25 protein-coding genes are annotated in these 26,126 nt (G+C 68.9%); 11 read left to right on the top strand and 14 right to left on the bottom strand.

Annotated features, from left to right (window positions below; all coding sequences use genetic code 11):
* Positions 1-40 precede the first annotated feature (40 nt).
* Positions 41-220: a DUF7455 domain-containing protein gene (locus ACFSVL_RS18960; protein ID WP_037358805.1), complete on the bottom strand. Its 180-nt coding sequence runs from the start codon at positions 218-220 to the stop codon at positions 41-43.
* Positions 221-561: 341 nt separating this feature from the next.
* Between ACFSVL_RS18960 and ACFSVL_RS18955 the strand changes: the two genes are divergently transcribed.
* The 4 genes from ACFSVL_RS18955 to ACFSVL_RS18940 all read left to right on the top strand — a co-directional run bounded on the left by ACFSVL_RS18955 (position 562) and on the right by ACFSVL_RS18940 (position 4,133).
* Positions 562-1,362: an EamA family transporter gene (locus tag ACFSVL_RS18955; RefSeq protein WP_378305941.1), complete on the top strand. Its 801-nt coding sequence runs from the start codon at positions 562-564 to the stop codon at positions 1,360-1,362.
* 64 nt (positions 1,363-1,426) lie between these two features.
* Entirely contained in the window at positions 1,427-2,779 is a 1,353-nt protein-coding gene (locus ACFSVL_RS18950) for a glutamine synthetase (RefSeq protein WP_378305898.1), read from the top strand.
* Positions 2,767-3,516, top strand: a complete 750-nt coding sequence (locus ACFSVL_RS18945; RefSeq protein ID WP_378305896.1) for a DUF6885 family protein — start codon at positions 2,767-2,769, stop codon at positions 3,514-3,516. Before ACFSVL_RS18950 ends, ACFSVL_RS18945 begins: the two co-directional genes overlap by 13 nt.
* 50 nt (positions 3,517-3,566) lie before the next feature.
* Positions 3,567-4,133 (top strand): DUF4291 domain-containing protein, encoded by a 567-nt coding sequence (locus ACFSVL_RS18940; protein WP_378305894.1) that lies wholly within the window; start codon positions 3,567-3,569, stop codon positions 4,131-4,133.
* Here the strand turns inward: ACFSVL_RS18940 and ACFSVL_RS18935 are convergent.
* Entirely contained in the window at positions 4,130-4,498 is a 369-nt protein-coding gene (locus ACFSVL_RS18935; protein ID WP_378305892.1) for a winged helix-turn-helix transcriptional regulator, read from the bottom strand. The two genes, ACFSVL_RS18940 and ACFSVL_RS18935, sit on opposite strands and share 4 nt — an antisense overlap.
* 17 nt (positions 4,499-4,515) lie before the next feature.
* On the opposite strand from ACFSVL_RS18935, the gene ACFSVL_RS18930 reads away from it, so the two are divergent.
* A complete protein-coding gene (locus tag ACFSVL_RS18930) occupies positions 4,516-5,202 on the top strand; it encodes an NAD(P)-dependent oxidoreductase (RefSeq protein WP_378305940.1) in 687 nt (228 codons plus the stop codon).
* 9 nt (positions 5,203-5,211) lie between these two features.
* Here ACFSVL_RS18930 and ACFSVL_RS18925 read toward each other — a convergent pair whose 3' ends face one another.
* The 3 genes from ACFSVL_RS18925 to ACFSVL_RS18915 are packed head-to-tail and all read right to left on the bottom strand — an operon-like array spanning position 5,212 to position 8,577.
* Positions 5,212-6,690 (bottom strand): APC family permease, encoded by a 1,479-nt coding sequence (locus ACFSVL_RS18925; protein WP_378305890.1) that lies wholly within the window; start codon positions 6,688-6,690, stop codon positions 5,212-5,214.
* Between the two features lie 40 nt (positions 6,691-6,730).
* Positions 6,731-7,384 carry a response regulator gene (locus ACFSVL_RS18920; RefSeq protein WP_378305888.1) on the bottom strand — a complete coding sequence of 218 codons (654 nt, stop codon included), beginning with the start codon at positions 7,382-7,384 and terminating at the stop codon, positions 6,731-6,733.
* Positions 7,381-8,577: a sensor histidine kinase gene (locus tag ACFSVL_RS18915; protein ID WP_378305886.1), complete on the bottom strand. Its 1,197-nt coding sequence runs from the start codon at positions 8,575-8,577 to the stop codon at positions 7,381-7,383. Before ACFSVL_RS18915 ends, ACFSVL_RS18920 begins: the two co-directional genes overlap by 4 nt.
* A gap of 109 nt (positions 8,578-8,686) precedes the next feature.
* On the opposite strand from ACFSVL_RS18915, the gene ACFSVL_RS18910 reads away from it, so the two are divergent.
* From ACFSVL_RS18910 to ACFSVL_RS18895, 4 genes are read left to right on the top strand one after another with little or no spacing between them, the layout of a single operon-like run.
* Positions 8,687-9,256 (top strand): hypothetical protein, encoded by a 570-nt coding sequence (locus ACFSVL_RS18910; RefSeq protein ID WP_378305884.1) that lies wholly within the window; start codon positions 8,687-8,689, stop codon positions 9,254-9,256.
* Positions 9,253-9,456, top strand: coding sequence for a hypothetical protein (locus ACFSVL_RS18905; RefSeq protein WP_378305882.1), 204 nt, complete (start codon positions 9,253-9,255; stop codon positions 9,454-9,456). The genes ACFSVL_RS18910 and ACFSVL_RS18905 overlap by 4 nt, the downstream gene beginning before the upstream one ends.
* Positions 9,457-9,466: 10 nt before the next feature.
* Positions 9,467-9,844 carry a hypothetical protein gene (locus ACFSVL_RS18900; protein WP_378305880.1) on the top strand — a complete coding sequence of 126 codons (378 nt, stop codon included), beginning with the start codon at positions 9,467-9,469 and terminating at the stop codon, positions 9,842-9,844.
* Positions 9,845-9,865: 21 nt separating this feature from the next.
* Positions 9,866-10,840 (top strand): phosphotransferase family protein, encoded by a 975-nt coding sequence (locus ACFSVL_RS18895; RefSeq protein ID WP_378305878.1) that lies wholly within the window; start codon positions 9,866-9,868, stop codon positions 10,838-10,840.
* Between the two features lie 127 nt (positions 10,841-10,967).
* On the opposite strand, the gene ACFSVL_RS18890 is transcribed toward ACFSVL_RS18895, so the two are convergent.
* The 8 genes from ACFSVL_RS18890 to ppgK form a co-directional block, all read right to left on the bottom strand.
* Positions 10,968-12,293 carry a DNA sulfur modification protein DndB gene (locus ACFSVL_RS18890; protein ID WP_378305877.1) on the bottom strand — a complete coding sequence of 442 codons (1,326 nt, stop codon included), beginning with the start codon at positions 12,291-12,293 and terminating at the stop codon, positions 10,968-10,970.
* A 989-nt stretch (positions 12,294-13,282) separates the two neighbouring features.
* Complete coding sequence (locus ACFSVL_RS18885; protein ID WP_378305875.1) at positions 13,283-14,218, bottom strand: DUF3592 domain-containing protein; 936 nt, start codon at positions 14,216-14,218, stop codon at positions 13,283-13,285.
* An 80-nt stretch (positions 14,219-14,298) separates the two neighbouring features.
* Entirely contained in the window at positions 14,299-15,987 is a 1,689-nt protein-coding gene (locus ACFSVL_RS18880; protein ID WP_378305873.1) for an ABC transporter family substrate-binding protein, read from the bottom strand.
* Positions 15,988-16,027: 40 nt separating this feature from the next.
* Positions 16,028-18,160 carry an ABC transporter ATP-binding protein gene (locus ACFSVL_RS18875; protein ID WP_378305871.1) on the bottom strand — a complete coding sequence of 711 codons (2,133 nt, stop codon included), beginning with the start codon at positions 18,158-18,160 and terminating at the stop codon, positions 16,028-16,030.
* The gene (locus ACFSVL_RS18870) at positions 18,157-19,167 is read right to left on the bottom strand and encodes an ABC transporter permease (protein ID WP_378305869.1); all 1,011 of its coding nucleotides are present in this window, start codon (positions 19,165-19,167) and stop codon (positions 18,157-18,159) included. The genes ACFSVL_RS18875 and ACFSVL_RS18870 overlap by 4 nt, the downstream gene beginning before the upstream one ends.
* On the bottom strand, positions 19,167-20,144 hold the full coding sequence (locus tag ACFSVL_RS18865) for an ABC transporter permease (protein WP_378305867.1): 978 nt from the start codon (positions 20,142-20,144) through the stop codon (positions 19,167-19,169). The genes ACFSVL_RS18870 and ACFSVL_RS18865 overlap by 1 nt, the downstream gene beginning before the upstream one ends.
* Before the next feature lie 620 nt (positions 20,145-20,764).
* On the bottom strand, positions 20,765-22,192 hold the full coding sequence (locus tag ACFSVL_RS18860) for an RNA polymerase sigma factor (RefSeq protein WP_378305865.1): 1,428 nt from the start codon (positions 22,190-22,192) through the stop codon (positions 20,765-20,767).
* 223 nt (positions 22,193-22,415) lie between these two features.
* Positions 22,416-23,177 carry a polyphosphate--glucose phosphotransferase gene (ppgK, locus tag ACFSVL_RS18855; protein ID WP_378305863.1) on the bottom strand — a complete coding sequence of 254 codons (762 nt, stop codon included), beginning with the start codon at positions 23,175-23,177 and terminating at the stop codon, positions 22,416-22,418.
* A 64-nt stretch (positions 23,178-23,241) separates the two neighbouring features.
* Between ppgK and ACFSVL_RS18850 the strand changes: the two genes are divergently transcribed.
* Positions 23,242-24,072: an inositol monophosphatase family protein gene (locus ACFSVL_RS18850; RefSeq protein WP_378305861.1), complete on the top strand. Its 831-nt coding sequence runs from the start codon at positions 23,242-23,244 to the stop codon at positions 24,070-24,072.
* Positions 24,073-24,125: 53 nt separating this feature from the next.
* On the opposite strand, the gene cei is transcribed toward ACFSVL_RS18850, so the two are convergent.
* Complete coding sequence (cei, locus tag ACFSVL_RS18845; RefSeq protein ID WP_378305859.1) at positions 24,126-24,809, bottom strand: envelope integrity protein Cei; 684 nt, start codon at positions 24,807-24,809, stop codon at positions 24,126-24,128.
* 507 nt (positions 24,810-25,316) lie between these two features.
* Between cei and ACFSVL_RS18840 the strand changes: the two genes are divergently transcribed.
* Complete coding sequence (locus tag ACFSVL_RS18840) at positions 25,317-25,625, top strand: DUF4193 domain-containing protein (protein WP_013224476.1); 309 nt, start codon at positions 25,317-25,319, stop codon at positions 25,623-25,625.
* Positions 25,626-26,126: the final 501 nt, after the last annotated feature.

The following is a 26,126-nucleotide window of genomic DNA, read 5'->3' as shown; positions in this document are numbered from 1 at the left end:
TGCGCCTGCCGCCTCCGGGAACGAAATTGTGGTGGGCGGTCTACTTCTGGATCTCCGCGGCCAGTTCCTTGAGCTTGGCCTCGTGCTCGCGCGCGTGGTGCCCGCAGAAGAGCAGCTCGCCTCCGGAGCTGAGCACTGCGCGTACCTGAGCTGCTGCTCCGCACCGGTCGCATCGGTCGGCTGCGGTCAATTCGGGGCGGGTGAGCGTCGGTGTTGTCATGGGGGTCTCCCTCCGTCCCGGCACCGGTCGCCCGGTGCCTCGATCCAGCTACGCCCACTTCGGTGTCGATGCCTTCGGCGGGGATCGCTTCCGGCTCCGCGGTGTTCGTGCTTCCACTCTTGCAGACGTTTGGCGGCCCGCAAGTGTTCCCGCGCCGGTGGGAGGTGCGTCACGCCGAATTAGCCCGGTTGCCGCAGCGGCGTCTCATTCCCTAGGACCCGGCGGCCCGGCGCGGGGTGTTTTCCGTGGTCAGGCACCATGCGGGAGTGGGCATTGCACTCTCCTTGAAACGCGTGGGCGCGATTCCGGCTCCGGTCTTGTTCGTTCTCAGCGGAATTTCGATGTATGCCGGTGCGGCCATCGCGGTCGACCTTTTCGGGCACGCCACGCCGTCCGGGGTCGCGTGGCTGCGCTGTCTCGGCGCGGCCGTCGTGCTGGTGGCGTGGCGGCGGCCGCCGAAGGTCGCCTGGCGGGGCAAGCGGCTGCTGCTCGCGGGCGCTTTCGGGGTCGTGACCGCGGGGATGAACGTGGTCTTCTACGAGGCCATCGCACGGTTGCCGCTCGGGACGGTGGTCGCGCTGGAGTTCGCTGGGCCGGTCGTCGTGGCGGCGGCCGGGTCGCGGACGCGGCGGGACCTGGTCGCGCTGGTGCTGGTGGCCGCGGGAGTGGTCGCGATCGCGGACGTGCGGATCGCGGGGAGCGCGCTCGGCGTCGTGTTCGCGCTGGCCGCGGCGGCTGCCTGGGCGGGGTACATCCTGCTCGGCAAGCGGGTCGCGATCGGCGGCGACGGGCTGGATTCGCTCGCGGTCGGGTTCGTGGTGGCGACCGTCGTGCTGTCGCCGCTCGCGCTGGGCACCGGCGAAATGTGGGGTTCGCCACGCATGCTCGTGCTCGGGATCGGCGTCGGGGTGCTGTCTACCGTGGTGCCGTACGCGCTCGACCAAGTGGTCCTGCGCCGGCTCGGGCAGGCGCGGTTCGCGGTGCTGCTGGCGTTGCTGCCGGTGACGGCGGGGGTCGTCGGGTTCGTGGTGCTCGCGCAGGTGCCGAGCGTGGCCGAGGCGATCGGGACGCTCGCGGTCGTCGCGGGGGTGGCGCTGCGCAGCCGGGACGACGCCGGACCGGTCACTGAGCCGCCGGGGTGAACACTCGCGGATGGCCCGGACGGGCCGTGGCCGCGATACTGATCCCGAGCCCGAGGAGGTTGCCATGACCAAGGCGGCGTCGGCGGCGGCCAAGGACCTCGCCGCGGCGGGGGTCGGCGGTGTCCACCTGGCCTGGGCGGACAACAACGGCATCCCGCGCTCGCGCGTGGTCCCGGTCGGCGGGCTGGCCGACGCGGCGGTCCGCGGCGTCGGCGCGACCTCGCTGTTCGCGGTTTTCGACAGCCACGACGCCATCACCTTCGCCCATTCCGGCCTCGGCACGCCGTCCGGCGACATCCGGCTCGTTCCGGTGGTGGAACGGCTCCGCCGGCTCGCCGGGCAGCCCGCGCTCGCCTGGGCTCCGGTGCGGCAGCTCGCCGCGGACGGTTCGCCGTGGCCCTACTGCCAGCGGTCTGTGCTGGAGCGGCAGGTCGCCGAGGCGGCGCAGCGCGGTCTCGACTTCCGGGCCGGGTATGAGCTGGAGTTCTCCGTCACGCCGTCGGGCAGCGAGGACGTAGTGTCCGCGCCGGGGCATCGCGGGCCCGCGTACAGTCCGCACGCGCTGATCCGCCTGGACGAGTTCGTCGCCGCGCTGTTGCACGATTTCGCCGCGAACGGCCTGCAGATCGGCCAGCTGCACGCGGAATACGGCGTGGCGCAGCTGGAATTGTCGCTCGCGGCCACGGATCCGGTGTCCGCGGCCGACGATCAGCTGCTCGCCCGCCAGACCATTCACGCGGCCGCGCACGCGCACGGGCTCGCGGCGAGTTTCGCGCCGATGATCGGGCTCGGTGCCGCCGGGAACGGCTGGCATCTGCACACTTCCGTCCGTCGCAAGGGCCGGAATCTGCTGACCGGCGACGGCGTGCCGGAGGGCGACGGAGCGGCTTATCTCGGCGGGCTGCTGCGGGATTTGCCCGCGTTGACCGCGATCACGGCGCCGAGCGTGCCGTCGACGATGCGATTGCGGCCGGGTTTTTTCGCCGGTGCCTACGCGTTCTGGGGCGTGGAAAACCGCGAAGCGCCGCTGCGGTACGTGCCGGGCACCGCGCTGCTTGGCGCGGACCACGCGAACGTCGAGCTGAAAACGTCGGACGCGTCGGCCAATCCGTATCTCGCGCTGGCGGCCGTGCTCGCCGCCGGGATGGCCGGGATCGAGGATTCGGCGGTGCTGCCGGAGCCGATCGCGGAGGATCCGGGCGGCTGGACCGAAGGGGAACGGAACACCGCGGGCGTGCTGCCGCTGCCGGCGAGTCCGTCCGAACAGGACACTGCGCTGCTGGCGAACCCGCGCGTGTCCGGGGCGCTGGGGGACGAGCTGCTCGGCGCGTTCCGCGCGGTGCGCGCCTCGGACGCGGCGTGGGCCGCCGAGCGGGCGCCTGAGGAGATCGTGGCGGCGCATCTGTGGCGGTACTGAACACGGGGCTTTCCGACGTCCATTGGCTTCCCGGCGGCGCGCGCTTGGTCGCCGAAGCCAGAGCGGAACTGCCGCAGAAGGACGGGCTGGCGGCGGCCTTCACCGCACTCGTGACGCTGCGCGCGGCCGGCTTCGCGGTGCCGGACCAGGACGAGGTCGCGATCGCGGCCGGTACCGTGCGCGCGACGGCCAGCCGCCCGGCGGGTGCGTTGGGCCGCAACGACTTTCGCCTTCCGGTGCCGTTCGACGAGACGGCCGCGGGGACCTCGCTGGACGGCTTGGCCGCGGCCATCCGGACGCTTTCCGGGGAACAGCTCGCGGTGGTTCCGGCGCTGGGGGAGTGGGCCGCGTCGACCGTCTCGGACCTGTTGCTGGGCTTGTGGGAACTGCCTCGGGTAGCGGTGCTGGCGCGGGTCGATCCGGCGGAGCTGGGCGCGCCGGACACACCGGAACGGGCGCTGCTGGACTATCTCGACACCGGCATCCCTCCACTGTGGACGAACCGGTGGCGGCCGCCCGCGCCGCACCACGTGCTGATCGCCGGAGTCCGGCTCGGCGCGGAGGGCACCTTGCTGTCCGTTGTGGACACTTACCGCGAGCTGGGCGACGACGGTGTGCACGACCAGCCGGTGGAATGGGTCGCGGCGGGGCTGGAATCGGTGTTGCTGGTGGCGGATGCCCGGCACGCGGAGGCGTTGGCACAGGCGGTTTCCTACGCCGGGCTGCGCACGGAGTAGGACGGGAAATAGCTCGCGAGGCCAGCCGGGCGGATGGCAACATCCGGTCCATGACGGCCCCCTACGAGATCCGTGCGGACTTTGACGCGGACACGATCGTGGTCTATCAGGCCTACTCGCCGGCCATCGCTGACGCGGCGCTGCGGACGGGCCGGTTCGTCGCGCCGTTTTCGTTTCACCGGATGACGTGGATCAAACCCTCGCTCCGGTGGCTCGTGCATCGCAGCAACTGGGCGCGCAAACCCGGTCAGGAACGCGTTCTCGCGGTGCGGATCACCCGGGCGGGATGGGAGGAGGCGCTGTCCCGGGCGGCGCTCACGACCTCGGATCCAGCAGCGGTGGCCAAGGCCGCGGTGCACGTCCAGTGGGATCCGGAACGGTCGTGGCGCGGAGCGGCGCTGAATCACTACAGCATCCAGGTCGGCATCGGCCGCGACTTGATCCGCGTCTTCGCCGACGAGTGGATCGTCGGCATGGACGACCGCACGCCGCAGGTCCGCAGGGCGGCGGCTTTGGTCAAGACCGGGCGCGTCGCGCAAGCACAGCGGCTGTTGCCCGGGGAACGGGTGTACCCGCTGCCGGGAGAACTGGCAAACCGCTTGTACCGCAACGGCTAACGGTCGTAACGCTCCTGCGCGTCCAGCAGTTCCTCCCAATGCTCGGCGACCCAGCCGTACACCGCCTGCATCGGCTCCAGCAGGCTTCGTCCGAGCGGCGTCAGCGCGTACTCCACGCCGGACGCGGGATCGGCGTGCGCCGTGCGGGACACCAGGCCGGAGCGTTCGAGCCCGCGCAGCGTCTGGGTCAGCACCTTCGGCGTGACGCGGTGCAGCGGCACCCGAAGCTCGGAGAACCGTCGCGGTCCGTCCTCCAGACAGCGGATGACGAGCGCGGACCACTTGTCCCCGAAGCGGAACGGCACCAGCGACGACGGGCACAGCTCCTCGAACAGATCGGGCGGCAACGGCTGCCGAACGGCCATCGCGGTCTCCTCTCAGTATCCCGGAGGGAACCGGCCCCCTGGCTACCTTCCAGAGCATCGGCACTCCAGGAGGTATTCCCACGATGAGCAAGATCGTCATTTTCGGCGCGGGCGGCCGGGCCGGACGGCAGGCAGCCGCTGAGGCGCGCCGGCGCGGCCACGAAGTCACCGCGGTGGTCCGAGATCCCGCGCGCTACCGCGACGTGGCAGATGTCGTCGCTGGCGACGTCACCAACGCCGCGGACGTCGCTGCCCTCGCCGCCGGACACGACGCCGCCATCAACGCGGCTGCCGTCTACGGAGAGGGCACCGATCCGGACGCCTTCTTCACCGGCGCCGCTCACGCCCTCGTCACCGGCTTACCGCAGTCCGGAGTGGACCGGCTGGTCGCGGTCGGGCTGTCCGCGCTGCTGCCCGCCGCCGACGGAACCCCGGTGCTGGACTCGATTCCGGCCGAGTTCCGGCCGTTCTGCCTGGCGCACGCGGCCGGGCTCGAGGTGCTCCGGACCGAAGGCGCCGGGCTGGACTGGGTGTACGTGAGCCCGGTCGGCGATTTCGACCACGACGGCGAGCGCACCGGCCGCTACGAAATCGGCGGGCACGGCGACCTCGCGGTCAAGATCTCGTACGCTGACTTCGCCATCGCGCTGCTCGACGAGATCGAAAACCCGCGCCACCGCAGCGTCCACCTGGCGGTGGCCTGAACCCGCTGGCTACGACCCGGATTCCACGCCGCCGGGCGACGCGGGGTCGGCGGGCCGCTTGGCGAAGCGGGAGTGCTTGCGGCCGTAGAAGTAGTAGATCAGCAGGCCGAGCACGAGCCAGGCGGCGAACCGGATCCAGGTCATCACGTCGAGGTTCAGCATCAGGTAGAAGCACGCCAGCGCGGCGATGATCGGCAGCACCGGCGAGAACGGCACGCTGAACGGCCGTTTCAGGTCCGGGCGGCGCTTGCGCAGCACGGGCACCGCGACCGCGACGATGATCATCGCCGACAGCGCGCCGATGCTGACCATGTCGGCCAGCGCCGAGATCGGCACGAACGCCGCCAGCACGGCGATCAGCGCGGCCCCGCCGATGGTCATCCGGTGCGGCGTGCCCCAGCGCGGGTGCGCCGTGCCGATCGCCTTGGGCAGCAGGCCGTCGCGGCCCATCGCGAAGCCGATCCGGCCGATCGTGACCAGTTCGACCATCATCACCGACGTCAGCCCGGTGACCGCGCCGAGCGAGATCAGCGCGCCCACCCAGTGCTGGCCGACCCGGTCGAACGCGTCCGCGAGCGGCGCGCCGGAGTCGATGTCGGTGTAGTGGACCATGCCGGTGAGCACGATCGAGACCCCGATGTAGAGCACCGCGCACACGGCCAGCGCGCCGAGGATGCCGACGCGGAGGTCCTTGCGCGGGTTGATGGTCTCCTCGCCGAGGTTGGCGAGCGCTTCGAAGCCGGTGTAGGCGAAGAACACGACGGCCGCGGCGGTGACCATGCCGGCGATGCCGTACACCGACTGCTCAAGCCCGAGCGCGGCTTGGACCACCGGCTGGTGCAGGGCGTTCGCGGTGCCGGACGGCGGCTGCGCGGGCGGCACGAACGGGGTGAGGTTCGCGCCCTTCACGAAGAACACGCCCACGGCGAGGATCAGCACGCAGACGGCGACCTTGACGAGCACCAGCACGTTGGTGAGCCACGCGGACTCCTTGATGCCGACCACGGCCACGATCGTGAGCACCGCGATGATCAGCACCGCGCCGACGTTGACCGTCGCGTCCTCGCCGAACCAGTCCGGCGACAGCCCGAGCAGGTTGGCGAGGTAGCCGGACCAGCTCCGGGACACCACGGCCGCGCCGAGCGCGAACTCCAGCAGCAGGTCCCAGCCGATGATCCAGGCGAAGACCTCGCCGAGCGTGGCGAAGGCGTAGGTGTAGGCGCTGCCCGCGGTCGGCACGCTGGAGGCCAGTTCGGCGTAGCAGAGCGCGGCGAGGCCGGCGACCACCGCGCCGATCACGAACGACAGCGTGACCGACGGCCCGGCGTGCGTCTTGGCCTCGACCCCGGCGAGGGTGAAGATCCCGGTGCCGATGATGATGCCGACGCCGAAGCCGATCAGGTCGCGTCCCCTGAGCCGCCGTTTCAGCTCGCCGGATTCCTGTCGCTTGAGGACTTCGTCGACGTCGAGAGTTCTCCGCACACCCATGGGGGAACGTTAGAAGGTCGCGCGCGGATGTGCACAACGGTCAGCCGGGTGGCGCAATCCCATGGTCTTGGGCGAGGATCGCGGCCTGCACCCGGGACCGCAGGCCGAGCTTGGCCAGCACCCGGGAAACGTGCGTTTTCACCGTCGCCTCGCCGATGTACAGGCTGGCGCCGATTTCGGCGTTCGAGAGCCCGGCGCCGAGGCAGCCCAGCACCTCGCGCTCGCGTTCGGTGAGGTCGGCCAGCCCGGCCGGGGCGGGCGACGCTCCGGCCGGGGTGCTGGCGAACGCGGCGATCAGCCGTTTCGTGACCTGCGGCGCGAGCACGCCCTCGCCGGCCGCGACGAGCCGGACGGCCTCGATCAGCCGGGGCGCCTCCACCGACTTCAGCAGGAACCCGGCGGCTCCGGCGCGCAGCGCGGCGTGCACGTATTCGTCGAGGTCGAAGGTGGTGAGGACGAGGACCTCGGCCAGCCCCTCGGCGATCAGCTGCCGGGTGGCGGTGATGCCGTCGGTGCCGGGCATCCGGACGTCCATCAGGACGACGTCCGGCCGCAGCGCGCGGGCCTGGCGCAGCGCGACCTCGCCGTCGGCCGCCTCGCCGACCACCTCGATGCCGTCGGCGTTGCCGAGGATGAGCGCGAGCCCGGCGCGGATGGCGCCGTGGTCGTCCGCGACGAGGACTCGGATCGTCATGATGCCTCTCCGGCGAGGGGAAGTTCCGCGTGGACGAGCCAGCGGGGCCCGGACGGGCCTGCTTGAAGGGTGCCGCCGACGGCGTGCGCGCGCTCGCGCATGCTCAGCAAGCCGTGCCCGCCGCTGTCGGATTGGGCGGGCCTGCTGGACAGTTCGTTGTCGATCTCGACGGTCAGCGTGCCGTCGGCCGCTCGCAGCCGCACCGTCGCCCGGCTGCCCGGCGCGTGTTTGACCGCGTTGGTGAGCGCTTCCTGCGCGATCCGGTACGCGGTGAGGTCGACCGCCGTCGGCAGCGCGAGTTCTTCGTCCACAGTGGAATCCACAGTGACCGTCATACCCGACGCCCGCGCCGACTCCACCAGCCTGCTCAGCTCGGCCAGCCGGGCCGGGGCGGTCACCTCGTCGGCCGTGGACTCCGAACGCAGCAGGCCGATCATCGCGCGCATCTCCTCCAGCGCCCGCACGCTGTTCTCCCGGACCGCGACGAGCACGGTTTGCGCGGTCTTCGGGTCGTCGGCCATGGACAGCGCCGCCTCCGACTGGATGGCGATGGCGGACAGATGCCCGGCGACGACGTCGTGCAGGTCGCGGGCCATCCGCGCGCGTTCGGCCGCCACCGCCGCCCGCCGGTCCAGGCCTGCGATCGTCGCGAGCTGCTCGGCGTTGGCGCGTTCGGTCGCCGCGATGTCGCTCTGCTGGCGCACATTCGCGCCCCACCACACCGGGACCAGCAGGAACGACAGCATGCTGAACGCGCCGACCGCCGCCACCCGCCAGCCCGCGAAGGCCAGGAAGACGACCACCACCGCGAGCACGGCGGTGGCGGTGGCTCCGACCAGGACCCGGGTCGTCCGGCGGGAGCCGTGCATCATGGCGGAGTACAGGAAATCCGTGTACGCGATGGCGATCGGCAGCGACAGGCCCAGCACGACGTCGACGCCGACGATCCCCGTGGCGATCAGCAGCCCCCACGGCACCTTCCGGCGCAGGAACGCGGCGAGGCAGATCGCGGCTAGTTCGGCGAACCGGACCCACAGCGGATACGGGTCGCCGCTCGGCTGCAGCCGGTGGACGTCGGCGAGGTACAGCAACGAGCCGCCGGCGAACACCGCCAGCGCGACGAGGCCGTTCTGCTGCCACGAAGGCAGTCCGCTCAGCCGGGGGAGAGCCGAGCGCAGGTCTCGCGAGCGCACCCGCCTATGACAGCACACCGCCGCGGCCCGGTCGTCCTACGAAATGATGACCCCCCGATCGTGCCGTCCGCTGACGCGCGCGCGGGCCCGCGGCCGCGACAGTGGAGCCATGGACGTCATTCTGAACAGTCCGATGACCGTCGCCATCGTGGCGTGCGAGATCGGTTTCTGGGTCTTCATCGCGGCCGGGCTGCTGACCCGGTACGCGCTGCGCAAGCAGAAGGCCAGCACCGTGCTGCTGGCGCTGGTGCCAGCGGTCGACCTGGTGCTGCTGGTGATCACGGTGATCGACCTGATGAACGGCGCGGAGCCGAACGTGACGCACGGGCTGGCCGCGGTGTACCTGGGCTTCTCGGTGGTGTTCGGGCCCTCGATGGTGGAGTGGGCCGACGTCCGGTTCGCGCACCGGTTCGCCGGCGGGCCGCGGCCGGAGAAGCTGTACGGGCGCGCCAAGGCCCGCAAGGAATGGCGCGAATGGGGCAAATGCGTGCTGGCGTCCGCGATCAGCGCGGGACTGCTGCTGCTCGCGATCGTCGTCGTGGGCGATTCGGGCCACGTCGAGCCGCTGTGGGGCTGGCTGCCTCGGCTGGGCGCGGTCACCGGGCTGTGGTTCGTGTTCGGACCGCTGTGGCAGGAGATTTTCGGCTCCTCCGCGCCGAAAGAGAAGGCGTCGCGATGATCGAGCTGTTCGGCATCCTCCTGGTGGCGCAAGGCGCGGGCGGGCTGATCAACCGGCTCTCCGGCGCGGAGCACCCGAGCTGGTTCCTCCAGCTGCACGTGCTTCCGCCGCAGCTGCACGTGATCGCCAGCATCGTCCTGCTCGCGGCGGGCGTGGCGGTGCTGTTCGCGCACCGGGCGCGCAAACGCCGCCGAGGCTAAACTCGGGGGCGTGGCGGCCGGTCCGGTTGTGCTGTTCGCCGTGGTCAGCGTGGCACCCTCGGCGTTGTTCTGGGCTGCCCTCCGCCTTCCCGCTGTCTGTCGCTGGGTGCGTCGGCGACGGGCCGCGCCAGTGCCGTCCGAACCGCCGGTAGAGCAGGTGGCCGCCGATCTGCGCCGGGTACGCCGGGCTCTCGCGGAGCTTCCCGCCGGAACCCCTGCCGCACGGCGGATCGGCACCCGGCAGGCGTACGACGAACTCCTCGTCACCGCCTGCCGCGAGGTCGGGGTCGCGCACCGGCTCGACGGCTTGCGCGAGGGCGTCGACCGGGATCTCGAACGGCTGCGGATCGAGGATTCCCTGAGCCGTAAAGGATTCGTGCTGTCCTGAGCGGAATGGCAGGATGCCCCGGTGGACTTCCAGCCGAAAGACCGGCCCTCGGACGCGTTCCAGCAACCGCTCACCGCCGAGCAGATCGAACTGCTGTGCCGCCGTGCGCTCGGCAGCACCGCGCGGTCCGCGGTCGAGATCGGCTGGGGCGGGTACAACAACACCTACCGGGTGGAGCTGGCCGACGGCCCGGTGATCCTGCGCGTCGCCCCGGAACCGGCGCGGCAGACCCGGATCGAGCACCAGTTCATGCGCAACGAATACCTTGCCGCACCGTACTTCGCGCCGATCTCGCCGCTGATGCCGCGCACGCTCGCCGCCGACTTCACGCACCAGGTCATCGGCCGCGACTACGTGCTGCAGGGCGTGCTGCCCGGCCAGCCCGGCCCCGAGGTCCTGTCGTCTTGCCCGCCGGAGCAGCGGACCCCGTACTTCCACCGGCTCGGCGAAATCACCCGCGCGATTCACGACGTGCGCGGCCCCGGCTTCGGCGTCGTGGCCGGGCCGCACTTCGCGACCTGGAGTGAAGCGCTGATCGCGTACTTCGAAGACAACGCCGCAGACGTCGAGGACATCGGCCTCGACGCGGCAGATCTGCGCGCGGTGGGCGCTTGGGCGAGGCGCGACGCCGCGCTGCTCGACGAGATTACTGAACCGCGCTTGCTGCACGGGGATCTGTGGCATGTGAACGTGATGCTGACGCCGGAGCTGGAGATCGTCGGCGTGATCGACCACGACCGCAGCTGGTGGGGCGACCCGGCGGCGGACTGGACGATCCGCATGGCGTCGGCGAAACCAGGGGAGCGGGAGGCGTTCTGGGACACCTACGGCCGGCTGGATCCGTCCCCGGCGGCGCGGCGGCGGGCGTTGTACTACGAGGCCCGGCATCTCGGCGCGGTGCGGCTGGAACGGCACCGGCTCGGGAAGGAGGGCCGGATGGAGGAGTCGTACTCCGAGCTGGCCGAGGTACTGGCGGCGCTGGAATCCGGAGCCTGACGTCGCACAAAAATCGCATCGGTACGGGTTTGCTATGTCGGGGCATTGAGGCAGGTGAGCTGAAATAGATTGACCCGCAGCGAGCCAGCAACCGAAAGGTGATCGGTCTGGCTCACTGCGGTGCCAACTAGTCCTCACGCTCGATGTGAGGGGCTCTCTGCGGTGCCCAGGTCAACGTCGTGGCCTGCGCGGAATAGTTCACCAGCTGTCCGCGGATCTTCTTGTAAGACGGGGATGCCTCGTCCTCTAGTGCAGTTGCCGTCTTCGAGCCGTTGTCCTTTGCTCCTCCTGCGACTGAAAGTTTGCCGGACGGTGTCACTTTTCCTGCAACTCCGTCCCAAATTTCAGGTCTGCGGTACCAAATGACATCCGAGATAAGCTCAATGAAGCCTTCGGGCGAGCGCCGAAAGTCGCGACTCCATGACATGCTCTGATGTGCGACCGCACCCAATGCTGCGAGCACTGCGGGTGTCGCAATAATCGTGTTTACTCGGTCATTGAAAGCCTCGCTGTGCGCGGCGAACAAGAGATCGGCGACTCCGAGTATTTCCTTGCGGGCGCTCTCTTCAGTGGTTGCTCCGGGAAGTTCATCGGGGCTCACCGCAGCGCTCGTAAGTTCGATTCCTGCTCGGCCAAAGATGGATGTCACTACAAACGACCGAAGAGTCGATAGAGTCATCCACTCGTTGTCTTTCGCTCCAAGTTGTCTTTTGTTGGCTGAAACAAGTGCTCGTAGTGGGACGTCTGCCTTGGTTCTCGGGTGTCGGACATTGATATTGTCCATGATTGCAAAAGCGATCGTGGTGGCAATGTCACGTGAGTCCGAGTTGAGGGCAACGGTTTTATTTGGAATTACGCCAAGCAAGTTTCTGTCGTGAAATATCTGGCGTGCATCTCGCATGTCGACGCCATGGTGAATCTCAACAGCTACGAGCCGGTTTCTTACCTGATCCTTCGTTACTCCGTACAGGTCAGGTTCTTCTGAGAGAATTATGTGTGCAAGATGCTGGGTCTCCGCATCAACCAGTACGCCATTAACGTCGAATGGTAAAATTGCGATGTAGTCCTCGCCGTATGGGCCTGTAGAGGATACGTGTTCAAGTGCGTCTTGGACCCATAGGGCGAAAGGGGGTGTTGTCCACCGGCGGCCATGAACTCCGCGAATTCCTTCGGCGATGTATCGCGCGTATTCCTTTGCGTTCTCGGCCTTCTTGGTCTTATTAATCATGCGCTGCACGTCATTGCGCAACGCGGCCTGCTCGCGGTCTGCTGCCGAACCGTACTGCAGAGCCTTGGGGTCTTCGGCTCGCCGGGGGTCGGGCACGATGCGGGACAGCCTGCTCCAAGGCATCGTGCAGAGCGACAGATTGGGGTGAACTGGCATCACCCGCACCACTTGCCCCTTGTCAACGTCCAGTGTCGACGACTGTGGTGTGTCGCTCGGTGTTGTCATCGCCTGATCCTCTCTGCTGGCAGCTGGCCAGTAAGCCCCCACGCTAGGGCCTAATTGTCGAACTGCGGGGGCTGGTGTAGCCTCATCTTGGCCCCGCAGTTGAACGTCGCGGCTGTTTGCTGGGTCGTTGCACCTATCTTAGCAGCCGCGGCTAGAACTGCGGGGGTATCGAGCGTGTACTGCCGACCGAGCGGTCACCAGCAGCTGCAGGCGGCTGCATCAACGGGGTTACCGACCATGAAGCGATTCCTCCGATCGCAGCGACGATGATCTGAGGAGCGGGCGTTGCCTTGGGTGTGGTTCGTTCTCGGCTACGGTCTACTTGTAGCCTCATTGTCTGTGTACGCGGCGCACGTGGCACTCTCGTGCCGGAACGCCAGGCGTCGCGCCGATGCCTACAAGGTTCTTAAGTTGATCTGGTCGGCCACTGGCGGAGTCGGTGTTCTTGCTCTGGCGGTCCGCTTGCACGAAACCGGAGTCTTTTAGCTCGAGAGCGATAGCTGTTACAGGAGAGCTTCTGCCGGGAAGATCGCACGACGGTCGGACCGATGCGAGGTCGTTGCGGGAGCCGAGAGCGTCGGAGGAACGACGCGGGTGCAGACGACGAGAGTGCGGGGATGTGCATGTCGCTTTGTGCCCGCCGATTGGCGATGACTCTGGTACATGCCTCGGTATTCCGCCAGCCTGCGCGGCGAAGGCTTCGTATAGGTAGCAGTAGGCAGTTGCAGGGCTGGCTAGGAGGCTGGCGTCGGTATTGACCTGGTGCGGCCGCGCACAACGGGCGTAGTGCGCGCACCGCTTGCTCGCGGAGGTCTAGATTCGTCTGGGACTCGTCAGACCAGCCAGGCGACTCGGCGTGTAGCACGATGGTTGATCATGCGGGCGTCGGACTCGGTCTTCGTCTAGCCAGCTCTGCCAGCGGCCTTCTCCTGAGCGCAATAAGCTCGCCAGCCATGCCTGCCTAGGAGACTCTCATTGGGCTGGTTTGGTCAGAGTGACGGGTCGGAGCCGCGCAGCGCCGCCCACCAGAAGCCGAACGCGGCGATCAGCACGCTGACCACCAGCCAGCCCGCGATGCCGCTCCCGTCCACCAGCGCCCAGAACGCGCCCACGACCGGCGCGACCGCCAGCACCGGCAGGTCGGCCCGGAACTGCCGCGCGAGCCGGACCGGAGTCGCCGCCGCGAGCGTGCGTTCCTCGTCCGGTTCGGAAGGGTTGTCCAGCCGGCGGCCGTGCGGCTCGCCAGTGCGCACCGCACCCGCCGGGTACAGCACCTCGCCGTCGATGCGGACCGCGATGTGGCGGTCGGTGCGCAGGTCGCCCAGCACCTCGATCCGCGACGGCGACGGCAGGCCGATCAGCGTCGGCGAGAAGTACACCGGGATCCACCGGGGCGTCGCGGTGTCGGTCTCCAGCCACGACCGCGTCAGCAACCCGCGCTGCACCTTCACCCGGCGCATCGGCACGGAAGCGCCCGCCTTGCGCCGCGAGGGCTGCACGAAGCGGGTGAAAAGCAGGAACCCGTTCACCGCCAGCATCGCGAGCACCGCCACCACGGTGACCGTCGCGTACGTCGACGCCCGGTCGGCGGTGACCAGCGCCGAAGCGCCAGTCGTGACCGCCCGGGACGGCGCGGCCGGGTCGTAGCGCACCGGAACCTTCGCGCCCAGCGGCGGGGGAGTGGTGTCCAGTTCGACCGCCGCGTTCGCCTCCGGCTGATTCGGCACCGGGAACCGCACGGTGACCGTGTTGTCGTCGACTCGCGAGACGACTCCGGTCGCGTTCGCGGTGAGCCCCTGCAGCCGCGGCCGGGTGCCGTTGAATTCCAGCATTTGCACCACGAACACCACCGCGCACGCGACGAACACGACCGCGCTCGTCACGAGTATGTGCCGGACCGGCCGCACCTGCAGGAACTTCCGCACGGAGATCACCTTAACTGTCCAAAAAGGAAGGAGCGGCGCGGGGAGTCCGCGCCGCTCCTTCGATTCCCGCTGGGGGAGGATTACTTCACGAACCCGATCTTGGGGTAGTCGTACGGGTTGTTCGCGTAGCCCGGCGAACCGAAGTTGCCCACCGTCTTGCGGACGGCGAAGGCGCCGACCGACTGGAAGATCGGAAGCTGGTGGCCCAGCGCCCAGATCTCCTTGTCCGCGGCGTTGATGTCCGCGGCGCGCTTGGTGTCGTCCAGTTCCTGCGCCGCGGTGTCGAGCAGCTGGTTTTCCTTGTCGCTGCCGATCCGGCCGTAGTTCTGGTTGATGTTCTTCGGGTCCAGGTAGTAGATGCCCTTGCTGCCGCCGATCGGGAACGAGTTCGAGATCCAGCGGAACAGCGTGAGGTCGAAGTTGCCGACGTTCACGTAGTTCTTGAAGAACTCGGTCGACGGGACCGCCACGATGTCGATGCCCACGCCGATCGCCTTCAGCTGCGACTGCAGGATCTGGCCGGTCTGCTGGCTGATCGGGGTGCCCGACGGGATCACCAGGCGCAGCTTCAGCTGCTTGCCGTCCTTGGCGCGCAGGTCGCCGGACTGCTTCCAGCCGAGCTTGTCCAGCTCCGCCTTGGCCGCGTTCGCGTCGAACTTGTACGGGCCGCTGTTGTCCTCGTAGGTCTTCGAGCCCTTGAGGTACAGGTGGTTGCCGATCGGCGTGGTGTCCTTCTGCATCTGGCCGAGGATCGACTTCGCGATGGTCACCGTGTCGACGCCGCGCATGATAGCCAGCCGCAGGTCCTTGTCCGCGAGGATCGAGGACGAGGCGCCGTTCAGCGTCATGTGCGTGTAGTCCGGGTAGGCCGACTGGCGCACGACCGCGTTCGGGTCGGCCTGAGCGCGCTTGAACGCGTTGATGTCGTTGTTCAGCGGGTAGTAGTCGATCTGCCCGTTGGCGAACGCGTCCGCCAGCGCGGGACGGTCCACGACCTTGTAGGTCACGGTGTCCAGCTTCGGCTTGTCGCCCCACCAGTTCGGGTCACGCTCGAACACCGCGGTCTTGGCGGTGTAGTCGACGTTCTTGATCTTGAACGGACCCGCGGTGATCTGCGCCTTCTGCGCCCAGCCCTTGTTGAAGGTGTTGGCGTCGGCCATCGCCTCCTTCGGGTACAGCGGCGAGAACAGCGACTTCCACTCCGCGAACTTCTTCGAGAAGGTGACCTTGACGTCGAGGTCGTCAGTGCCCTTCTCGACCTTGGCGATGTCCTCGTAACCCGTGGTGCTGGAGACCTGGTAGGCGGTGTCCTTGCCGTTCAGGGCCTTCGCCATCGCGGCGAAGTCCTCCCAGGAGAACTGCCGCCCGTTGCTCCACTTGGCCTTCGGGTTGATCTTGTACTCGATGACCTGCGGGTCCTTGCTGACGATCTCGGCCGAGGTCAGGTAGTTCTTGTCCAGGCCGACCGTCGCGTCCGCGTTCTGCGGGAACGGGTAGGGCAGGATCGCCCCGAACATGCTGGCGCCGTCGAGGACCGTGCCGTCGACCTGGTAGTAGTTCCAGTTGTCCGGCAGCTGGTCGACCGGCCACTTGAAGTCGCCGCCGTCCTTCAGCTTGTCCAGCGGCTGCTCGTTGATGTCGGCGGTCTTGACCCCCGTCGAGCCGGTGTCCTGCAGATTGCTGCCGCCGCCGCTGCCGCCGCCGCAAGCGGCGAGCAGGAGCCCCAGAGCGGCAACGGGGGCCACGATCGCGGCCATTCTCCGTCGCATGTGTCTACCTTCCTTCTTCTGGTGTGCCAACGGATCGTGGCTACACGACTTCGCGGGTTTTGGCGTAGTGGCACGCCACGTCGTGGTCCTCGGCGCGAGATTCGCGCGGCGGTTCGACGTCGACGCACTTCTTCTTGTCCTCTTCGGACAGTTGCGAGAAGACGAAACACCGGGTGCGGAACCGGCAGCCGGACGGCGGGTTCGCCGGGCTGGGCAGGTCCCCGGTGAGGATGATCCGGCCGCGCTCGCGCTCCTTGGCCGGGTCCGGGATCGGGATCGCGGACAGCAGCGCCTGCGTGTACGGATGCTGCGGAGCCTCGAACACCGTGCGGACGTCGCCGATCTCCACGATCTTGCCGAGGTACATCACCGCCACGCGGTCGGCGATGTGCCGGACCACCGACAGGTCGTGCGCCACGAACAGGTACGACAGGCCCAGCTTGGCCTTCAGCTCGTCCAGCAGGTTGATCACGCCGGCCTGGATCGACACGTCGAGCGCGGACACCGGCTCGTCGAGCACGATCAGCTTCGGCTCCAGCGCGAGCGCCCGCGCGATGCCGATGCGCTGGCGCTGCCCGCCGGAGAACTCCGCCGGGTACCGGTCGGCGTGCTCGGGGCGAAGCCCGACCAGCCCGAGCAGCTCCGGCACCCGCTTCCCGATGTGCTCCTTCGAGAACCCGTGCGTGACCATCGGCTCGGCGATGATGTCGCCGATCGGCAGCCGGGGGTCGAGCGCGGCCATCGGGTCCTGGAAGACCACCTGCAGGTCGCGGCGGATCGACTTGCGGTCCTTGCCCGCGAGCTTCCCGACGTCCTTGCCGAGCACCGCGACCGAACCGTGCGACGGGGCCGCCAGTTCGAGGATCTCCATCAGCGTGGTCGACTTGCCGCAGCCGGATTCGCCGACCAGGCCCAGGGTTTCGCCCTCGACGATGTCGAAGGTGATCCCGTCCACCGCGCGCACCGTGCCGACCTTGCGCTTGAACACGGTGCCCTTGCTGATCCCGTAGTGCTTCTGCAGGTCCCGCACGTCCAGCACGGTCGAACGTTCGGTGCGCGGAAGCGCTGCGACCTCGGCTTCCTTGATCACCTCGGCGCCGTAGACCTCGGCGGCGTCCGCATCGGGACGGCCGAGTTCCTCGGTGCGGATGCAGGCGGCCCGGTGCGTGGTGTCGACCGGCGCGTTCGGGTTGCCCGGCGTGATCGTGAACAGCTCCGGCTCGGCCGTGCGGCAGGCGTCGATCGCCAGCGGGCAGCGCGGCGCGAACGGGCAGCCTTCCGGCAGGTTCACCAGCGACGGCGGCTGGCCCTCGATCGGCACCAGCGGCTGCTTCTCCCGCGCGTCCACGCGGGGAATCGAACCGAGCAGGCCCAGCGTGTACGGCATCCGCGGCTGGGCGTAGATCGTGTCGACCGGACCCTGCTCGACCGCGCGCCCGGCGTACATCACCATCAGCCGGTCGGCGAACCCGGCGACCACGCCGAGGTCGTGCGTGATGATCACGATGCCGGCTCCGGTGACCTCCTGCGCGGTCTTCAGCACCTCCAGCACCTGCGCCTGCACCGTCACGTCGAGCGCGGTGGTCGGCTCGTCGGCGATGATCAGGTCCGGGTCGTTGGCGATCGCGATGGCGATCACCGCGCGCTGGCGCATGCCGCCGGAGAACTCGTGCGGGAACGCCTTCGCCCGCGCCGCGGCGTTCGGGATGCCGACCAGGTCGAGCAGTTCGACCGCGCGGTTGTTCGCCTGCTGCTTGGTGATCGTGCCCTTGCCGTGCACCAGCAGCGCTTCGGCGATCTGCGCGCCGACGGTGTACACCGGGGTCAGCGCGGACAGCGGGTCCTGGAAGACCATCGAGATCTTCTTGCCGCGGATCTTCGACAGGTCGGTGTCGGACTTGCCGATCAGCTCGCTGCCCTGGAACCGGATCGAACCCGACACCCGCGCCTGCGGCGGCAGCAGCCCCATCACCGCGAGCGACGACACCGACTTGCCCGAACCGGACTCGCCGACGATGCCGAGCACTTCGCCCGCCGCGACCTGGTAGTTCAGCCCGCGCACCGCGTGCACGCGGCCGGACTCGGACGGGAAGGACACTTCGAGGTCGGAGACCTCGAGCACGGTGCCAGTAGGCTTGCCCGTTTCCGCGCTCAGCTCGAGTGCGGCGCTCATGCTTCTGCTCCCACAGTCTGCGTCGAAGACGAGGTTTTCGCTGTGTTTTCCTGGATCCGCTTGCGTTCCTTGCGCCGCGAACGGCTGGACGACGGGTCGAGCGCGTCGCGCAGGCCGTCGCCGACGAAGTTCACCGCGAGCACGGTGAACACCAGGAAGCCGGCCGGGATGTAGAACAGCCACGGGAACGTGCGGACCGCGTCGGAGCCCGCCGAGATCAGCGTGCCCAGCGAAACGTCCGGCGCCTGCACGCCGAAGCCGAAGAACGACAGCGACGTCTCCATGATGATCGCGACGCCGACGTTGATCGTCGCGTCGATGATCAGCAGCGACGCCATGTTCGGCACGATGTGCTTGAAGATGATCCGCCACGGGGACTGGCCCATGAACTTGGCGGCCTTCACGAACTCGCGCTCGCGCAGCGTCAGCGTCATGCCGCGGACGATGCGGGCGGTGATCATCCACTGGAACAGCGCGATCAGGCCGACCAGGATCAGCCAGGTCTTGCCGCGGAAGGCGGGCGACAGGATCGAGATGATCAGGAACGGCGGGAGGATCAGCAGCAGGTCGACGACCCACATCGACAGCCGGTCGGTCCAGCCGCCGAAGTACCCGGCCGCGGAGCCGACGATCGAGGCCACGCCGGTGGAGAACAGCGCGGCCAGCAGGCCGATGGTGAGCGACTTCTGCAGCCCGCGCATGGTCTGCGCGAACATGTCGCCGCCGATCTGGTTCGTGCCGAACCAGTGCGTGCCGTCCGGCGGCATCAGCGTGGCCGCGGGGTCCAGTTCGTCGTAGCCCCACGGCGAATACCAGCTGTAGGTGAACGCCAGCACGTAGAACAGCAGGATCACGACCAGGCCGGCCAGCGCCAGCTTGTTGCGGAAGAACCGGCGGGCGACCAGCCTGCCGCGGCTGGAGGACTTCCCGTTCTGCCGCTCGGTCTCCGTTTCGGTGGCGGCGACGGCCGAGTCGGCGAGGTCGGCCTCGTTCAATGGGGCGGCCATCAGATCCTCACCCTCGGGTCGAGCGCGGCGTAGAGCACGTCCGCGAGCCAGCCGGCGAGCAGCACGCAGATCGCGATGAACAGGGTCACGGTGGTGACGATGTTGGTGTCCTGCTTCTGGATGCCGGTCACCAGCCAGTCGCCCATGCCGTACCAGCCGAAGATCTTCTCGGTGAAGACGCCGCCGGTGATGAGCAGGCCGAAGCCGAACGCGAACAGCGTCGCCATCGGGATCAGCGCGGTGCGCAGGCCGTGCTTGAACAGCGCGCGCCTGCGGGTGAGGCCCTTGGCCTGCGCGGTGCGCAGGAAGTCCGAGCCGAGCACGTCGAGCATCGCCGAACGCTGGTAGCGGCTGTAGTAGGCGACCTGGGTCAGCACGATCGCCAGGGTCGGCACGATGATGTGCTGCAGCCGGTCGAGCACGACGTCGCCGAAACCGCCGTCGACGCTGCCGCCCTCGCCCTGCACGATGAAGAACTGGTACCCGTCGAGCAGGTTGTCGTTCACCGACTGCGCGCCTGCCTTGAGGATCGTGGCGATCACGAACACCGGCGTCGACAGCACCACGAAGGAGAACGTGGTGGCGAGGTAGTCGCTGATCTTGTACTGCCGGATCGCGCTGACCACGCCGACCAGCACGCCGATGATGATGCCGATCGTGATGCCGAGCAGGAACAGCCGCAGGCTCACGCCCGCGCGGCGGAACAGCTCGTCGGTGATCGCCTGGTCGGCGACGGTGCGGCCGAAGTCGCCTTGGAACACGCCGCCCAGCCAGGTGAAGAACCGGTGCGGGATCGCCTGGTCAAGGTGCAGCTCGGCGGCCTTGGCGTCGATGGTCGCCTGCGGCGCCGGCGGATTGCGCAGCTTGAGCGCGTCCAGCGGGCTGAAGGACAGCGACGCCAAGGAGAACGCCGCGAAGGTCGCGACGAGGCACAGGGCGATGTAGTTGACGAGTCTGCGGAGGAGGAACCCGATCACAGTTGCCTCGCTTCACCGGGGCCGGAGGATCCGCTCCGCGCCGCCGGGCATCCCTGGCTCGCTCGCGATTGAGTTTTCGTCGAAAACACTGGGCGGTGCTGCCTTCCAATACTGACGCTCGTTGTGGGCGCAGCCTAATGGCGATCACCCGTTGCGATCTTCGTTTTCAGGCAACCAAACAATCACGATTTCCGCGACCGGGCGGGGAACAACCGACTTTAGCCTCTTGTCCGCGTCCCGGCGTCGCGGTGGGTGCCGGATCGTGCACCGGCGATGAGTATTCCGGAACGGTTCCGGGGTTCCGGGTGAACGGTTGTGAACGGGAAACGGACATGCGCGCGACGGCGGCGGCCGCGGTTCGCCGTCGCGGCGCACGTTCGGATGCCTGTTCCCCCGGCCGGGATTCACCCCGTGGATTCCCCTTGTGCCGCAGCGTAATTCGCGGGGGAGTCGCGCGCGCGGGGTTTTCCGGACTTGTCCGGTCCACTGTGGTCGGGCGAAGGAAGGATTTCGCGGAAATAGCCGGGACGGCGCCGCGGGAGTTGTCGCCGGTTAAACGCGAAAACCCCGCCGCCGCGGAGTGCGGGGCGGGGTTTTCGCGAGAACCGGGCGGAAGCGGCTCAGTCCAGGTAGTCGCGAAGGACCTGCGAACGCGACGGGTGGCGCAGCTTCGACATCGTCTTCGACTCGATCTGCCGGATCCGCTCGCGCGTGACGCCGTAGACCTGGCCGATCTCGTCGAGAGTGCGGGGCTGGCCGTCGGTGAGGCCGAAGCGCAGCCGGACCACGCCCGCCTCGCGCTCGGACAGCGTCTGCAGCACCGATTGGAGCTGGTCCTGCAGCAGCGTGAACGACACCGCGTCCACCGCGACGACCGCTTCGGAGTCTTCGATGAAGTCGCCGAGCTGCGAATCGCCCTCGTCGCCGATGGTCTGGTCCAGCGAGATCGGCTCGCGCGCGTATTGCTGGATCTCCAGGACCTTCTCCGGCGAGATGTCCATTTCCTTCGCCAGCTCCTCGGGCGTCGGCTCGCGGCCGAGGTCCTGCAGGAGTTCGCGCTGTATGCGGCCGAGCTTGTTGATGACCTCCACCATGTGCACCGGGATGCGGATGGTGCGGGCCTGGTCGGCCATCGCGCGGGTGATCGCCTGGCGGATCCACCACGTGGCGTACGTGGAGAACTTGTAGCCCTTGGTGTAGTCGAACTTCTCCACCGCGCGGATCAGGCCGAGGTTGCCCTCCTGGATCAGGTCCAGGAACGCCATGCCGCGGCCGGTGTAGCGCTTGGCGAGCGACACCACGAGCCGGAGGTTCGCCTCCAGCAGGTGGTTCTTGGCCCGCTCGCCGTCGCGCACGATCCACTTGAGGTCGCGGCGCATCTGGGTGACGAGCTTCTCGCCCTCCTCCTCGGCGGTGCGCACGCGCTCGGCGGCGTAGAGCCCGGCCTCGATCCGCTTGGCCAGCTCCACCTCCTCCTCGGCGTTCAGCAGCGCGACCTTGCCGATCTGCTTGAGGTAGGCGCGGACCGAGTCGGCCGACGCGGTGAGCTCGGCGTCCTTGCGCGCCTGGCGCAGCGCCTCGGACTCCTCCTCGTCCCACACGAAGTCCGGGTTGTCCGAGGACTTGCCGCCCTTCTCCGCCGCGCTCGCGCGACGGCGCGCGGCGGTGGACGTGGCCGGGCTCGCGGACCCGTCGGCCGCTTCGGCCTCGTCCTCGGAGTCGTCGTCATCGTCGTCGGACTCGTCGTTGACCGTCTCGTCGACCACGTCGACCTCGACCTCTTCGAGGTCGGACAGATCCGGGCTGTCGAGTTCGGCCTCGTCGAGGTCGACCGGGCCGTCGGGATCGCCGTCGTCGGTCTTCGCGCCCTTCGCGGCGGCCTTCTTCGCCGGAGCCTTCTTGGCCGGAGTCTTCTTCGCGCCTGCCGACTTCGCGGCGGTCTTGCGCGCCGGGGACTTCGCCGCTCCGGTGGCTGCCTCGTCGGCCGGCTCGCCGGCTTCGGTCGCTGTCTTCGTCCCGCCTCGGGTTGCGGTTCTTGCGGCTGCCACTTACGCCCTTTCGCAGCGGTCGATCATGACGAGCCGAGATGTCGCCACCTCGGCTGCCTCACATTCGGGGAACACGCCTCGGCCTGCGGTTTTGCCTCCGCAGCTCCTGCGCCGTGTTCCATTGTAACGACGTCGGCCCACTGCGTCGCGAAGCGATCACCCTCCGGCCCCCTTCCCGGCGCCTCGCGGTGACCGGCCCGAGACCCGGCGCGGCCTCCCCGGCTCAGCGGCCGGCGGCCTCCGCGGCGGCCGCGGCGGCTCCGACGATGCCCGCGTTGTTCTGCAGCGACGCGACGACCACCGGCGTGCGGATCTCCAGCAGCGGCACCCACTTCTCGGCCTTCTTGCTGACGCCGCCGCCGACGATGAACAGATCCGGCCAGATCAGGTTCTCCAGCACCGAGAGGTACCGGTGCACCCGCTTCGCCCACTGCGGGTAGGACAGGCCCTCGTTGTCCTTCACCGAAGCGGCCGCGCGTTTTTCAGCGTCGTGGCCGTCGACCTCGACATGGCCGAGTTCGGTGTTGGGCACGAGCTTGCCGTCGTGGAACAGCGCGCTGCCGATGCCGGTGCCGAAGGTGAGCAGCGCGGTCACGCCGGTGCGCGCGGCCGCGTCGCCGAAGCGGATCTCGGCGAGGCCGGCGGCGTCCGCGTCGTTGAGCATCGTGACTTCCTCGACGCTCTTGCCGAGCCGCTTCGCGAAGAGCGCTTCGGCGTCGGTGCCGATCCACTTGCGGTCGATGTTGGCCGCGGTGTGCGCGGTGCCCTTCTTCACGACCGCGGGCAGCGTGACGCCGACCGGGCCGTCCCACTCCGCCTCTCGGACGATCTCGGCGACCACGTCGGCCACCGCGTCCGGCGTCGACGGCTGCGGAGTCTCGATCCGGTGCCGGTCCCCGATGAGCTGTCCCTGTTCCAAATCGACCAGCGCGCCCTTGATCCCGCTGCCGCCGATGTCGATTCCGAAACCTCGGGTCGCCGTCACTGACGTGGTCCCTTCTCGCACGATTCAGAAGCTTGCTGCGGAGACTTTAACCGGATGTGATGACATGGCGGGCGTGGGAGTTGACGAGGCGATGCTGAACGACCTGAAGGACACCGCCGAACAGGTCGCGGTCGAGGCCGCGCACCTGGTCCGGACGGCGTGGGTGCGGATGCGGTCCGGCGGCGAGGTCGCGGTGGACACGAAGTCCGCGGAGACCGACGTGGTGACCGCGGTGGACCGGGAGTCGGAGGAACTGGTCCGCGCCCGGCTGGAGCGGATCCGGCCAGGGGAACCGGTGCTCGGCGAGGAGGGCGGCGGCGAGGCCGCGGCCGGCGGGGTGACCTGGGTGGTCGACCCGATCGACGGGACGGTCAACTTCCTTTACGGCCTGCCGACTTTCGCGGTGTCGATCGCCGCGCAGGTGGACGGGGTCTCGGTCGCCGGAGCGGTCGTGGAGCCGGTGAGCGGCCGCCGCTGGACGGCTGTGCGCGGCGGCGGTTCCTGGCTCGACGGCGACCGGCTGTCGGTGTCCGCGGCGGACCGGCTGGACCTGTCGCTCGTCGGGATGGGGTTCTCCTACGCGCAGGACCGGCGGGTGCGGCAGGGCAAGCTCACGGCGGATCTGGTCGGGCGGGTGCGCGACATCCGGCGCCGGGGCGCGGCCTCGCTGGACCTGTGCGCCGTCGCGGCCGGCTGGCTGGACGGGTACTTCGAACACGGCCTGCACCGCTGGGACTGGGCGGCCGGAGCGCTGGTGGCCCAGGAGGCGGGCGCGACGGTGCTGCTGCCGGGCGAAGCGGCGGATCTGGGGGAGGACGCGACGTTCACGGCGTCGCCGGGGATCGCGGCGGAACTGCGCGCGGCGCTGGCCGCCGGCGGCGCGGCGGAGGTTTGAGCGGGTCGTGAGTGCTGCTGCCGGTTCTCACCGGCGTCAGCACTCACGAGGGCTCAGCAGGTGACGGCGCGGGCCGAGGCCAGGAGCGTCTGGTCGACCACCGGCGCGCCTGGCCCGGCGGACTGCTCGCTGCTGCCGCCGCCCTGATGGGCCTGCGACCAGGCGCTGAGCTGCTTCAGGACCTTGACCGCCTCGGGCCGCGGCTGGATAGCGGTGAACAGCTTGCCGGTGGACACGTCGACGGTGGCGTCCTTGCGGGTGTCGTGGACCAGTTCGGCGCAGGGGATCACCAGGCTGACCGTGCGGGCCGCGGCGGCCCCGTTGTCGCCGTAGCGGATCTGGCCGCGGCAGCGCGCGTCGCCCTTCGGGTACGCCGGGTCGTTGCCGGGCTCGCCGATCGAGGAGAAGCCGAGTTCGCGCAGCGCGGTGGTGGCGATGCCGCCCTGCCCGCGCGTGCTGCTGGCGTTGAGCACCTTCAGCGCGACCTTCTCCGGCGGCACGGGGGAGCGGTCGTCGAGGCCGTTGTGCGGAACCGACGTGTACGTGACGCCCGGCGGAGCTGTCGGGTCCGGGCTGCAGCGCACCGCTTCGTCGACGTCGCCGCGGCCGACCACGGCGTTGACCCAGACGAAGACCGCGCCGAGCGCGAGCACGCCGATCACGATCAGCGCGGGCAGCGGACGGTGCTTGCGATAAGGCCGCGCACCACGGTTCCCCGACCCGTTCCCCGACGCCACCTGCCCCGTCCCTTCCCCTCGCAGAACCGGCCGCGGTCGCCCCGCCGCGCCTCGCGGTAACCGCCAGCGTACGCACCGGCGTGGTAGCCGGAGAGCCTAGGCGCTGGCCGCGGCGCGCGGTGTCGCGGGTCACCTTCACCCGTTCCGCGTAATGCCCCTCCGTGGCGATCGCACCACGGACGGCTCGGCCGGAGCAAGCGGACGCGGCCGCGAGGTGACGTTCGCGACCCCGGGGCAACCCGAACGGAGGACAGGCGTCTCACCTGCGCGTTCCCCCTCCCGGGTGACGCTGGCGCACCAATGTCCGACTCGGTGCGAGGCGCGCCCGGCGGTGAGCTACCCTTCCCGGGCTCCGGCCGCCGGACGAGGTCAACCAGGCTGAGACCTGGGTCACTCGCAGGCCGGGCACAAACAGGGGCGCTGGAACGTTGACCAGCGGCACGACCGGTATCGGGCGCCTCCGGAACCGGTGCAGGACGACATGCTGAATCGCAGGGGTGAGGGACAATGGCTACCGACTACGACGCTCCGCGCCGCAGCGAAGCCGACGAGCTGGCCGAAGACTCGTTGGAGGAGCTGAAGGCCCGGCGCAACGAGAACCAGTCCGGCGTCGTCGACGTCGACGAGGACGCGACCGCGGAGAACTTCGAACTTCCCGGCGCGGACCTCTCCGGGCTCTCCGGGGAAGACATGACCGTGAAGGTCGTGCCGAAGCAGGCGGACGAGTTCACCTGCTCGGTCTGCTTCCTGGTGCACCACCGCAGCAGGCTCGCGGAGGACAACGGCGGGCGGCTGATCTGCCGCGACTGCGCCTGAGGGTTTCCAGGGGAGATTCCACGGGGAGATTCATCGGGGAACGCGGCCGCGGTGTGGTGACCGGGCAGTGAAGGGGGCCGACCTTTCGGGGTCGGCCCCTTTACTTGTGCTGGGTGTCTGGCTCGTCGCCTGGCGGCGACATTGCTGTGGGGGCTGGGGTGGGGCACCCCGAAGCCTGATTGTGATGACGGTCTGAGGGTGCTTGTCAAGGCGGGAAAGATGCCTTGACAAGCACCCTCAGACCGCATTTGGGCTTCGTATCGGGGTGCGGGGGTGGTGTGGGTGCACTGGTGGGCTGGGTGCATCGGTGGCGGTTCTCGATGGGGCGGGGCTAGCGCCCCAATGTGGCATTGGGTGCGTCAGACGCACCCAATGCCACATTGGGTGCGTTGAGCGCACCGAACGCCACATTGGGTGCATCGGCAGGCTGCCAAGGTCCGTGAAGACATCCCTGGGTTTTGGTTGTCAAGCGGCGGTGTGTTGTTGTGTGTTGTGGTGGGG

This window comes from Amycolatopsis silviterrae, from assembly GCF_042684085.1.
GTDB lineage: Bacteria > Actinomycetota > Actinomycetes > Mycobacteriales > Pseudonocardiaceae > Amycolatopsis > Amycolatopsis silviterrae.
The sequence above is the reverse complement of the archived record's forward strand: the minus strand, read 5'-3'. Positions and strand labels throughout refer to the sequence as shown.

What these genes read in the sequence shown, in the direction of transcription:
- ACFSVL_RS18960 (WP_037358805.1), bottom strand. Translation starts at nt 220, where the DNA reads ATGACAACACCGACGCTCACCCGCCCCGAATTGACCGCAGCCGACCGA.
- ACFSVL_RS18955 (WP_378305941.1), top strand. Translation starts at nt 562, where the DNA reads ATGTATGCCGGTGCGGCCATCGCGGTCGACCTTTTCGGGCACGCCACG.
- ACFSVL_RS18950 (WP_378305898.1), top strand. Translation starts at nt 1,427, where the DNA reads ATGACCAAGGCGGCGTCGGCGGCGGCCAAGGACCTCGCCGCGGCGGGG.
- ACFSVL_RS18940 (WP_378305894.1), top strand. Translation starts at nt 3,567, where the DNA reads ATGACGGCCCCCTACGAGATCCGTGCGGACTTTGACGCGGACACGATC.
- ACFSVL_RS18935 (WP_378305892.1), bottom strand. Translation starts at nt 4,498, where the DNA reads ATGGCCGTTCGGCAGCCGTTGCCGCCCGATCTGTTCGAGGAGCTGTGC.
- ACFSVL_RS18925 (WP_378305890.1), bottom strand. Translation starts at nt 6,690, where the DNA reads ATGGGTGTGCGGAGAACTCTCGACGTCGACGAAGTCCTCAAGCGACAG.
- ACFSVL_RS18920 (WP_378305888.1), bottom strand. Translation starts at nt 7,384, where the DNA reads ATGACGATCCGAGTCCTCGTCGCGGACGACCACGGCGCCATCCGCGCC.
- ACFSVL_RS18910 (WP_378305884.1), top strand. Translation starts at nt 8,687, where the DNA reads ATGGACGTCATTCTGAACAGTCCGATGACCGTCGCCATCGTGGCGTGC.
- ACFSVL_RS18905 (WP_378305882.1), top strand. Translation starts at nt 9,253, where the DNA reads ATGATCGAGCTGTTCGGCATCCTCCTGGTGGCGCAAGGCGCGGGCGGG.
- ACFSVL_RS18890 (WP_378305877.1), bottom strand. Translation starts at nt 12,293, where the DNA reads ATGACAACACCGAGCGACACACCACAGTCGTCGACACTGGACGTTGAC.
- ACFSVL_RS18880 (WP_378305873.1), bottom strand. Translation starts at nt 15,987, where the DNA reads ATGCGACGGAGAATGGCCGCGATCGTGGCCCCCGTTGCCGCTCTGGGG.
- ACFSVL_RS18875 (WP_378305871.1), bottom strand. Translation starts at nt 18,160, where the DNA reads ATGAGCGCCGCACTCGAGCTGAGCGCGGAAACGGGCAAGCCTACTGGC.
- ACFSVL_RS18870 (WP_378305869.1), bottom strand. Translation starts at nt 19,167, where the DNA reads ATGGCCGCCCCATTGAACGAGGCCGACCTCGCCGACTCGGCCGTCGCC.
- ACFSVL_RS18850 (WP_378305861.1), top strand. Translation starts at nt 23,242, where the DNA reads ATGGCGGGCGTGGGAGTTGACGAGGCGATGCTGAACGACCTGAAGGAC.
- ACFSVL_RS18840 (WP_013224476.1), top strand. Translation starts at nt 25,317, where the DNA reads ATGGCTACCGACTACGACGCTCCGCGCCGCAGCGAAGCCGACGAGCTG.